Here is a 7,451-nt window from a genome sequence, read left to right on the forward strand (position 1 = left end):
CGATGCTGAAACTGACCGATCTGACCTTGCATTACGGGCATTCGCAAATCCTCAATGGCATCTCGATGCAGGCCGCGCAGGGCGAAGTCACCTGCGTGATGGGCACCAACGGTGTGGGCAAGACCAGCCTGATCAAGGCGATCTCGGGCACACATCCGCGATCGGGTGGAGAGCTGGAGCTGAACGGTGAGGCGCTGCCCGCGCTGCCCGCCCATAAGATGGCGTGGAAAGGCGTCGCCTATGTCCCGCAGGGACGCGAGATTTTTCCGCTGCTGACGGTGCGCGAGAATTTGGAAACCGGTTTTGCCTGCCTGCCCGCGAATGAACACTTCATACCTGATGAAATCTTCGAATTATTCCCGGTTCTCAAACAGATGCAGAACCGGCGGGGCGGGGACCTGTCTGGTGGTCAGCAACAGCAACTTGCCATTGCGCGCGCCCTGATTACCAAACCAAGCCTGTTGCTGCTGGACGAGCCGACCGAGGGTATTCAGCCCAATATCATCCAACAGATCGGAGAGGTGATTGGCCACCTGCGGAAACGGGGCGATATGGCGATTGTGCTGGTCGAGCAGTATTTCGATTTCGCCTATGATCTGGCGGATCGGTTTATTGTTTTGCGACGCGGCGATGTTCTGATGTCAGGTCGCAAATCCGAGATGCCGCGCGAGCAGGTATTGAAAGGCGTTTCGGTATAGGCGCATCACGTCCAAAGTGTCGCTTGCGACAAGCGTAGGGTTTCTGCGGCGGAAACGGACAGGTCCTGTGCAGCTGTCTGTTGTTTCGAGACAAAGCCCCTCTGTTCAAGCGATCAAGTGTTAGCCGAGCAGTCCTGCAATATCCGAAGATTTCAACCGCGATTGAATTTCTGGAGACGTCTTGCGTGCGAGGCAATATCGGGCTGAACCAAAAAGCGCGCCGATATTGCGCGCTGTTTGTTGGTTCGCATTGCCGTCTGATCGGCGGCTTAGTTGGTGCCTGTGGTGCTGGTCGTGCTGTTGGTCGACCCCCCGCCGCCGGCCGCGGCCACGCCAACGGCTGCAGCAGCAACACCCAAAGCTGGGGCAACCAGCGGTACAAACCCTGTCACGCCTTCTTCGGCTGCTGCGCTGGCTGCATCGCCGGGCACCACGGCAGGGTCTTCATCGTCCTGAACGGTGGCGTCCTGAGCATAGACGCCCGTCGCGGACAGGGAAAAAACCAGCAAAGTCGTTCTGAGCATTTCCAATCCCCTAAACCTAATCCGCATAAGGCGTGATCATCGCCCAGAGAACAACAAAAATACTAACAAGAAGTGAACAAAAGGAACAACCTACAGTTTACATTGGAGAAAAGGGGACTTTCGTTGGAAGTGCTACTTGTTGAATATTTACAACCTCTTGCGTTCTCGTCCCATTTTCGCGGTGGAGTATTGTATATTGGTCACATTTCGCATTTGAGTTGTATAAGCTTTTTGAGTTTTGCGGTCGTTCTTTTGGGATTTTAGTAGGGGTAATAAAAATGAAAAATAGCCTTGAAGGTTTCTTTGGTGGGGACAGGGCGGAAGACTCTGCTAACTTTTTATTGCGCAGTTGCGACCGGAATGGCGCACGCACAATCCGTGTCGACCTATGGGACGCCGGGCCTGCTGGAAACGCCGACGGCTGAGATGTTTGAGGATGGCACGCTGGTGTTCACCGGCGCGGCGTTGCGCAATACCGGTCGGGGCACGATGACGTTTCAGATGCTGCCCTGGGTGCATGGCAGTTTTAGATACTCGGTCATTCGACAATTGGACGGTCCCGATGTCACCCGGTATGACCGCAGTTTTGATCTGCATTTCCGTCTGCACGAGGAAAGCCGGCGCGCGCCCGCCATTGTTGTGGGGTTGCGCGATTTTGGTGGCACGGGGATTTACGCGTCGGAATATGTGGTGGCCACCAAGACCTTTCAGGACCGTCTTAAGCTGAGCGGCGGCATTGGCTGGGGTCGCATGGCCGGGCGCGGGGCGTTTTCCAACCCGCTGGACATCTTTGGCCGCCGGTTCGAAACCCGACCACCATCAAACTCGAACGGGCAGGCCGGAGAGGTTGAGTTCGGCAACTGGTTCCGCGGCGATGCGGCGCTGTTTGGCGGGGTCAGCTGGCAGTATAATGACCAGTGGACGTTTCTGGCCGAATATTCCCCCGATCTCTATACGCAAGAGCCTGTCAATGACGGTTTCCGGGTCAAATCCCCGATCAATGTGGGCGCGCAATACCGGTTCAGGAACAGCTCGCAGCTGACGGCGTCGTTTCTTTATGGCACCTCGCTGGGGCTGACCTACAGCTATTTCATCGACCCGCGCAAAGCGGTTACGCCGGGCGGGCAGGGGGCATCGCCGCCGGCCCTGCGGCCCCGGTCCCAGGTGGTGGCGACGGCTGCGGGGCGCAGCGCGGGCGATATCCGGGCGCGGATGCAGGTGGCGCTGCGCCAGGAAGGGTTGCGGCTGGTCTACCTGTCCGAATCCGGCGACACGGTGCGCGTGGGGGTTGAGAACACGCGCTATAATCAGGCGGCCCAAGCGCTGGGGCGCACGGCGCGGGTGCTGGCCAATGAACAGCCCGCGCAGGTGGAACATTTTGACATCGCGCTGATGTCGGACGGGGTGCCGCTGAGCGCGGTGCGGGTCAACCGCGAGGACCTTTATGAGCTGGAGCATGACCCCGACAACGCCTGGCGCAGCTTTGCAAGGGCTAAGGTTTCGGACACGCTGCCGCTGGTGCAGGGCGGTATTCTGAGCGATGCGTTCCCGCATTTTTCCTATCGGTTCGGCCCCTATCTGAACTTCTCGTTTTTCGATCCCGACGACCCGCTGCGATATGAGCTGGGCGCGGCGCTGGGGCTGGATTACACGCTGTCGCCGGGGTTCACCCTGTCGACCGAACTGCGCCAGCCGATCCTGAGCACACTGGATGACAGCACCCGCGTCTCGGATTCGACCCTGCCGCGGGTGCGGTCGGACTGGGCGATCTATGCCCGCGAATCCAACCTGCGGGTGGAACATATGACGGGCGAGTATCTGTGGCGGCCCGGCAAGGATCTTTATGCGCGCACCACGGTGGGCTATCTGGAAACCATGTTTGGCGGGATCTCGTCCGAGCTGCTGTGGTATCCCACCAACAGCCGCCTGGCGCTGGGGGTTGAGGCCAATTATGTCGCCCAACGCGATTTCGACGTGCTGTTCGGGTTCATGGATTACTCGGTCGCCACGGGCCATGTCTCGGCCTATTACGATCTGCCGGGGGATTATCACGCGCAGGTCGATGTGGGCCGCTATCTGGCCGGCGATCACGGCGCGACCTTCACCCTGGATCGCGAGTTCAACAACGGGTTCAAGGTGGGGGCCTTCTTTACCCTGACCAATGTCAGCTCGGAAGAGTTCGGCGAAGGCTCGTTTGACAAGGGCATCCGGCTTGAGATTCCCGTCTCATGGCTGACCGGACGCCCGTCGCGCAACAAGATCGCCCAGACCATCCGGCCGGTGCTGCGCGATGGCGGGGCGCGGCTGAATGTGCGCAACCGATTGTACGGCGTCACCCGCGAGGCGCGCGCGCAGGAGCTGTCACGCGGCTGGGGGAGGTTCTGGCGATGAAAAGGCTGCGCCCCCTTTGCCTGGCCCTGATGCTGATCTCCTGCGGCGAAGCGCAGGAAGATGTCGATCTGCTGAAAGGCGCCTTGTATCCCGGCGCGCCCCGGCTCAACCCGCGGGCCGAGGCGCTGGCCGCCCGCCGCCCGATACCGCCCCGGCTTGAGGTGGGCTTTCCCAGCCGCGATCTGGCCGGGGTGATGCTGCTTGAGACCCAGCGCGCCGGGGTGCAGACCTGGCTGACCGCTGACGGGGCCGCGATCACGCTGGAACAGGGGCTGCTGACCTCGGCCCTGGGCTTTGGCGGCGGTCTGTCCGGCTCGGATATCCGCCAAAGCGCGCGGCTGATCCAAAGCGGCGGGTCGGGTCCGGTCGAGCGGTTCCACAGCTTTCTCAATGGCGATGACCAGATCGATCTGCGCGCCTATCGCTGCCGGATCACCACGCTGGGGTCCGAGCCGGTTGTGCTGCAGGGCACACCGGTGGCCACGCAAAAGCGGCAAGAGGACTGTTATGGGCTGGCCCAGCAGTTCACCAACATCTACTGGGTGCAGACCGGCACCGGCCGCATCGTCCAGTCCTCGCAATGGACGGGCGCGTTTCTGGGTAACATGTTCATCAAGGTGGTGCCCGAATGAGATTTAAGACTTTGAACAGCGGAGGGCCGCTTATGCGCCGTATTCCCCTTTTCCTGAACGTTTTGGCCGCGGGTGTCCTGATTGCGGGATGCTCGACCATTTATCGCAGCCCCTCGGTCACCGCCGGTGTGTCGGATGCCGGCGCAGTGCGCGTGGTGCCGGTGACGCCCGAGAGCGTGCTGGTGGCCAACCGCGCGCCTTACGCGCCCAAGACCCTGCCCTCGATCTTTGCGGTCTCGGCTGGATCGGGCAGCAGCACCAGCCTGCGCGGCACCGGGCCGCTGCCCGAGGCGCCCTCGACCCAGGACGGATCGCGCGCCAGGCTGCAGCTGGACCCGCCACCGCAGGTCAATCCCGGGCCCTATACGATCGGCATCGGCGACGTGCTGGTGCTGTCGACACCATCGACGCAAGGCACCGCCGGAGAGCTGTCGGGCCTGCTGGCTGCGCAAAACAGCCGCAACGGCTATACGGTGCAGGATGACGGATCGATCAACATCCCCGATGTGGGCCGCGTGCGGCTGGCCGGGATGACCGTGGATGAGGCCGAGGCGCTGCTGTTCCAGCGTCTGGTGGAAAACCAGATCGACCCGACCTTCAGCCTCGAGATTGCCGAGTTCAACGCGCGCCGTGTCTCGGTCGGCGGGGCCGTGGGCCAGCCGGGCATCCAGCCCATCACCCTGACCCAGCTGACCCTGAACGAGGCGCTGTCGGCGGCCGGGTCCGTCTCGGTCAGCGATATCGACAATTCCTCGGTGCGGATCTATCGCGACGGCCAGATGTACCAGATCCCGCTGGAAAGCCTCTATGCCAGCACCGATCTACAGAACCTCAACCTGATTGCCGACGACTCGGTCTTTGTTGACACCGATTACGATCTGGACCGGGCCGAGCGCTATTTTGCCCAGCAGATCGCCCTGCGCGAGACCGTGCTGGAGGGCCACCAGACCGCCCTGCAAGAGCTGAACGTGGCGGTCAATCTGCGCCGCGCCGATCTGGATGAGCGCCGCGACAACTTTGTGCAATCGCTGGAACTGGACGCGGTTGACCGCGATTACGTTTATCTGACCGGCGAGGTGCGCACCCAGGGCCGCTATGCGCTGCCCTTCAACCAGCGCGCCACATTGGCCGACGCGCTGTACGACACCGGTGGTGGCGTGGCCAAGGAAACCGGTGACGCCTCCGAGGTCTATGTGCTGCGCGCCTCAGAAGACCCCCGCGAGTTTGGCGCCGTCACCGCCTGGCATCTGGATACCCGCAACGCCGCCCACCTGACATTGGCCGCCAGGTTCCAGCTGCGCTCAAACGACATCATCTTCATCGCTGAAAACCCTGTCACAAGATGGGGCAGAACCATCAGCCAGATCACGCCGTCCCTGATCACGACGCCGGTAAACGCTGCCGTGAACTAGCAAGGCAAGAATACCCGGCTTGCACTGGGGGCAGGCATAAGCTTATCAGATTGCAAACGGCCTTGCGCATCTGCAAAAGGTGTTGGCCCCCTACGCGTAAAGGCTTTGGAGATGAAAATTGCAATCGCCGGGATTGGGTATGTGGGCCTGTCAAACGCTGTACTTCTGGCGCAGAACCACGACGTAGTGGCGCTGGACGTGTCTGAGGAGCGTGTGGCTTTGATCAACCAGCGCCAAAGCCCAATTCTGGACACCGAGATCAGTGATTTCCTGTCGACACGGGCGCTGAACCTGACAGCGACAACCGATCCCGAAACTGCCTATGCCGGGGCTGATTTTGTCATCGTCGCCACGCCGACCAATTACGATCCTCGCAGCAATTATTTCGATACAAGCTCGGTCGATACGGTGATTGAACAGGTGACCCGTCTGGCCCCGGATGCGGTGATCGTGATCAAATCGACCATCCCGGTCGGCTTTGTTGCTGATGCGCGTGAACGGTTCGGAACAGAGAATATCCTCTTTTCCCCCGAGTTCCTGCGTGAGGGGCGGGCGCTGTATGACAACCTCCACCCCAGCCGGATCATCGTGGGAGAGCGGTCGGATCGGGCGCGGGTCTTTGCTGATCTGCTGTTAGAAGGGGCTGTGGAAAAGGATGTGCCGGTCCTGTTCACAGACGCCAACGAAGCCGAAGCGATCAAGCTGTTTGCCAACACCTACCTCGCCATGCGCGTGGCCTTTTTCAATGAGCTCGACAGCTATTCGCTGGCAGGTGGAATGGACTCGCGTCAGATAATCGAGGGCGTCAGTCTCGACCCTCGGATCGGTGCGCATTACAACAATCCGTCTTTTGGATATGGCGGATATTGCCTGCCCAAGGACACCAAGCAGCTTTTGGCCAATTACAACCACGTGCCGCAGAACCTGATCCGCGCCATTGTGGACGCCAACAGAACCCGCAAGGATTTCCTGAGCGATCAGATCCTGATGAAAGGGCCCAAGATCGTCGGGATTTACCGCCTGGTGATGAAGGAAGGCAGCGACAATTTCCGCCAGAGCTCGGTTCAGGGCATCATGAAAAGGATCAAAGCCAAAGGCATTCAGGTCATCGTTTACGAACCTGCGCTGAACGAGGATAACTTCTTTAACTCGCCCGTAATCCGCGATCTGGAGGCGTTCAAGAAAATGGCTGATCTGATCGTTGCCAACCGCTTGTCGGATGAGATTGACGATGTCAGCAGCAAGGTCTTTACCCGAGACCTGTTCGGTGCGGATTAAGCGAGCTTAAAAAAACCCGCCGCTTAGGGCGCGGCGGGTCTTGGATCAGTCCTGTGCCAGAACAAGTGCGTGAATGCCGGACGCCGTCGTGCCTGTTGCGTGCACGCGGGTGACGCCAACCGGCAGGATCGCAAAATCGGCCACCTGAATGGTGCGCGTTGCCCCACGCACTGTGGTCATCACCACGGCCCCGCCGGTTTCGACGTAAAGCCCGATGGCGGCATCGGGCAGATCGGTCGTGTCCGAAGGCGCAACAGGGGTCGCGTCGCGTGCAGGGCCAGCCAGGCCAGAGGCGCGGGTCTTGAAAGGGTTGGTCGTCATGTTCAGGTCTCGTTCTCTGTGTCAAACAGCGGAACGCTAGTCGGAACCCTTTAACGGCGCGCAATCTGACCGTACGTTGCCAATGCTGCCGCTCTTATCCCTTGGCGCCTTGTCCTCTTGCGTAGATGTCTTCGTATCTGACGATGTCGTCTTCACCCAGATAGGTGCCGGTCTGGACCTCGATCAGGACCATGG

8 protein-coding genes are annotated in these 7,451 nt (G+C 60.4%); 5 read left to right on the top strand and 3 right to left on the bottom strand.

Translation table 11 applies throughout. The features are described 5' to 3' along the window. Positions 1 to 2: 2 nt before the first annotated feature. The gene (urtE, locus tag ACRZ94_RS16360) at positions 3 to 698 is read left to right on the top strand and encodes an urea ABC transporter ATP-binding subunit UrtE (protein ID WP_480655210.1); all 696 of its coding nucleotides are present in this window, start codon (positions 3 to 5) and stop codon (positions 696 to 698) included. A 269-nt stretch (positions 699 to 967) separates the two neighbouring features. On the opposite strand, the gene ACRZ94_RS16365 is transcribed toward urtE, so the two are convergent. After that, positions 968 to 1,222, bottom strand: a complete 255-nt coding sequence (locus tag ACRZ94_RS16365) for a hypothetical protein (protein WP_480655212.1) — start codon at positions 1,220 to 1,222, stop codon at positions 968 to 970. Between the two features lie 360 nt (positions 1,223 to 1,582). Here ACRZ94_RS16365 and ACRZ94_RS16370 point away from each other — a divergent pair, with 360 nt between their 5' ends. The 4 genes from ACRZ94_RS16370 (at position 1,583) to ACRZ94_RS16385 (ending at position 6,935) form a co-directional block, all read left to right on the top strand. Then, positions 1,583 to 3,613, top strand: a complete 2,031-nt coding sequence (locus ACRZ94_RS16370) for a YjbH domain-containing protein (RefSeq protein ID WP_480797842.1) — start codon at positions 1,583 to 1,585, stop codon at positions 3,611 to 3,613. Next, positions 3,610 to 4,245, top strand: coding sequence for a YjbF family lipoprotein (locus ACRZ94_RS16375; RefSeq protein WP_480655216.1), 636 nt, complete (start codon positions 3,610 to 3,612; stop codon positions 4,243 to 4,245). Before ACRZ94_RS16370 ends, ACRZ94_RS16375 begins: the two co-directional genes overlap by 4 nt. A gap of 32 nt (positions 4,246 to 4,277) precedes the next feature. After that, the gene (locus ACRZ94_RS16380) at positions 4,278 to 5,657 is read left to right on the top strand and encodes a polysaccharide biosynthesis/export family protein (protein WP_480797843.1); all 1,380 of its coding nucleotides are present in this window, start codon (positions 4,278 to 4,280) and stop codon (positions 5,655 to 5,657) included. A gap of 111 nt (positions 5,658 to 5,768) precedes the next feature. Further along, positions 5,769 to 6,935, top strand: coding sequence for a nucleotide sugar dehydrogenase (locus ACRZ94_RS16385; RefSeq protein WP_480655219.1), 1,167 nt, complete (start codon positions 5,769 to 5,771; stop codon positions 6,933 to 6,935). Positions 6,936 to 6,980: 45 nt separating this feature from the next. On the opposite strand, the gene ACRZ94_RS16390 is transcribed toward ACRZ94_RS16385, so the two are convergent. Then, positions 6,981 to 7,256 (bottom strand): spike base protein, RCAP_Rcc01079 family, encoded by a 276-nt coding sequence (locus ACRZ94_RS16390; protein WP_480655221.1) that lies wholly within the window; start codon positions 7,254 to 7,256, stop codon positions 6,981 to 6,983. Positions 7,257 to 7,350: 94 nt separating this feature from the next. Continuing rightward, positions 7,351 to 7,451 (bottom strand): hypothetical protein (locus tag ACRZ94_RS16395; RefSeq protein ID WP_480655235.1); only part of this gene is annotated, 101 nt, incomplete at its 5' end.

The organism is Ruegeria sp. CH10, assembly GCF_056537125.1.